This is a genomic window from Candidatus Binataceae bacterium (assembly GCA_035308025.1).
In the GTDB taxonomy this organism is placed as follows: domain Bacteria; phylum Desulfobacterota; class Binatia; order Binatales; family Binataceae; genus JAJPHI01.
This window is the reverse complement of record DATGHL010000043.1, coordinates 1-2,269: the sequence shown is the minus strand read 5'-3', so window position 1 is coordinate 2,269 and position 2,269 is coordinate 1. Positions and strand designations below refer to the sequence as shown.

2 protein-coding genes and 1 pseudogene are annotated in these 2,269 nt (G+C 63.4%); 1 reads left to right on the top strand and 2 read right to left on the bottom strand.

Annotated features, from left to right (window positions below; genetic code table 11):
* Nucleotides 1-78: 78 nt before the first annotated feature.
* Nucleotides 79-416: pseudogene (locus VKS22_12975) on the bottom strand (DsrE family protein).
* A gap of 169 nt (nucleotides 417-585) precedes the next feature.
* Nucleotides 586-1,389 (bottom strand): MBL fold metallo-hydrolase, encoded by an 804-nt coding sequence (locus VKS22_12970; protein ID HLW71522.1) that lies wholly within the window; start codon nucleotides 1,387-1,389, stop codon nucleotides 586-588.
* A 148-nt stretch (nucleotides 1,390-1,537) separates the two neighbouring features.
* On the opposite strand from VKS22_12970, the gene VKS22_12965 reads away from it, so the two are divergent.
* Nucleotides 1,538-2,008 (top strand): rhodanese-like domain-containing protein, encoded by a 471-nt coding sequence (locus VKS22_12965; protein HLW71521.1) that lies wholly within the window; start codon nucleotides 1,538-1,540, stop codon nucleotides 2,006-2,008.
* Nucleotides 2,009-2,269: the final 261 nt, after the last annotated feature.

The following is a 2,269-nucleotide window of genomic DNA, read 5'->3' as shown; positions in this document are numbered from 1 at the left end:
CGGATCGATCGGCGTGCTCGCGTTGTAGTCGAAATAGACGGGTTGCCCCGGCGTCCCGCTCGTCATCGGGAACGTCCCTCAGAACACCATGACTTTGTCGGCGGCGAGCGTGGTCTCAGCGAGCTCATCCATCGAGCCGCGGTGAGCGCCCTCCATGAGATCGGACTCGCCGAGGCCGCGCGCATCCATACAGGTTCCACACAGCACAATCTTGTGCGCACCCGGTCGCATAGCGTTTGAGCATGCGTTCGAGGTGTCTTCTGGCCCTTCCGGGCGCAGGAAACTGCATCGGCCATCAGAAAGAGCATCAGCTCGGTCGCGGGATCCTTCTTGACGAGGGAGTTCGCGAGCCGCAGGGCGTTGTAGCAGTGCTCGGTCCCATAGGGCGCATCGTTGAGGATGATTAGAATCTTCACAGCTCCCCTCCGTTGTTGCGCCTGGCCGGCTCGGGACCATCAATCACCGACCACTCGATGGCCCTCCTCGAACTCCACCCTGTCGATCTCGCCGCGTGCATAGCGCTCCTTGAGAAGGTCCCACGGGTGCGCCAATGTGGTATGCCGTGCCACTCTCCGCCCCAAACCATCATGTGGCGGCATTCTCACGGGCGCGCGAATCCTCGAGTCCAGGCGGGCGGGGCTCCCCATTCGGAGCCGCGCTTCGACCCCCTCCGGCATTGGCGGCGCGAATTTCGGCCGCGCCAGGAGGGGCGGGCGGAACGTCGCTCTGCATGAAGCGCACGAAAGCCGTTTCGTCGTCGATGCCGAAGGCCGCGTTGTGCCGGCGCTCAAAGCCGATCGTGGAATTCGGCTTGCCGCTCAGCCGCCTTCCACACACGGACCCGGCAAACGCACCGGGAAATGCTTCGAGATAGTCGGGTAGCGCTCTCAAGCGCTGCAGGCTCCGAAACAGGGCGCGCGCGCCTTCCTCGGCGGTTGCCGCGAGCTCCGTACGGCCCACGTCTCCGACCATCAGGGTATGGCCGGTGAGCACAAACCAGGGCTCCTCGCTCCTGGTGCGATCGGTGACGAGCAGACAGACGTGTTCCGGAGTGTGACCCGGTGTATGGAGGACTTCGACAACCACGTTGCCGAGCGGTAAGAGCTCCCGATCGCGCACCGCCCGAAACCCCGGCGCGGCTTCCGCCCCGGTGAAAAGCACATACTCGCCTCCCGCGGCCTCGGCCAGCTGCCGCCCGGTCGAGACATGGTCCGCGTGAATGTGCGTGTCGATGACGTAGAGGATCTTCAACCCGGTCTCGCGCGCGGCACCGAGGTAGGAGCCGACGTCACCGACGGGGTCGACAACCGCGCCACTAGCCTTGCCACCGCAGCCGAACAGGTAGGAGATCGCCACGGGATCCATGTGCAGAAACTGTCGCAGTATCATCGGCCCGTACCTCCTGGAACCCCGCCCATCGGCCGGCAAAGTGAACGGAGCGGTCTAGCAACATTCAATTACCTAGTAGAATGATGTAGCATGCTACGGGCGACGTCAACGGGCGATTCGCCAGTGCGCCTCAAGGAGCTCAATGCGGATGGGGGCTTATTTTGAAAAGGGCCATTGGTCTTGTCTCGCCGCGGTGCTGCTCGCGTCCGGGTCTCTGCCTTGTATGGGCGCGGAGCGCGACATTCCGCAAGCGCAGCTGCTACTACCCGCTGAGCTCGCGCAGATGCTGCGCACATCCACAGGCGAGAAACCGCTGATCCTGCAGGTTGGCTCGCACGTGCTCTATGCGGAAGCACATATTCCGGGGTCGGAGTACGTCGGTGCCGCAGGACAGGAGTCAGGACTGCAGGCGCTTCGAGACCGCATGAAGGGAGTGTCCCGCGATCGGTTGGTCGTCCTCTATTGCGGCTGCTGTCCGTGGAGCAGGTGTCCGAACATCCGACCGGCACATCGGGAGTTGACGGCGCTCGGTTTCACCCATCTCAAGGTGCTCTATCTTGCGGATGACTTTGGAACGAACTGGGTGACCCTGGGATACCCGATTGCTAAGGGGCGTTAAGAAGTCGATGCGCGCGGAGGGGCACTGCCGAACGCGAGTAGGGACTGCCATTTGTACCGTGGCCGCAAGCGTGCTCGTCCTTCACTTGGACGGTTCTCCCGCTGCAGGGGTGGATATAGGCTCCGGGCATCGCACGGCTCCGAACTTTGCCCGCGTGGATCTGGAACGCAGGCAGGTGAGCCTCGCGGACTATCGCGGCAAGGTTGTACTGCTCAATTTCTGGGCGACCTGGTGTGCGCCCTGCCTTGCGGAGGTGCTGCG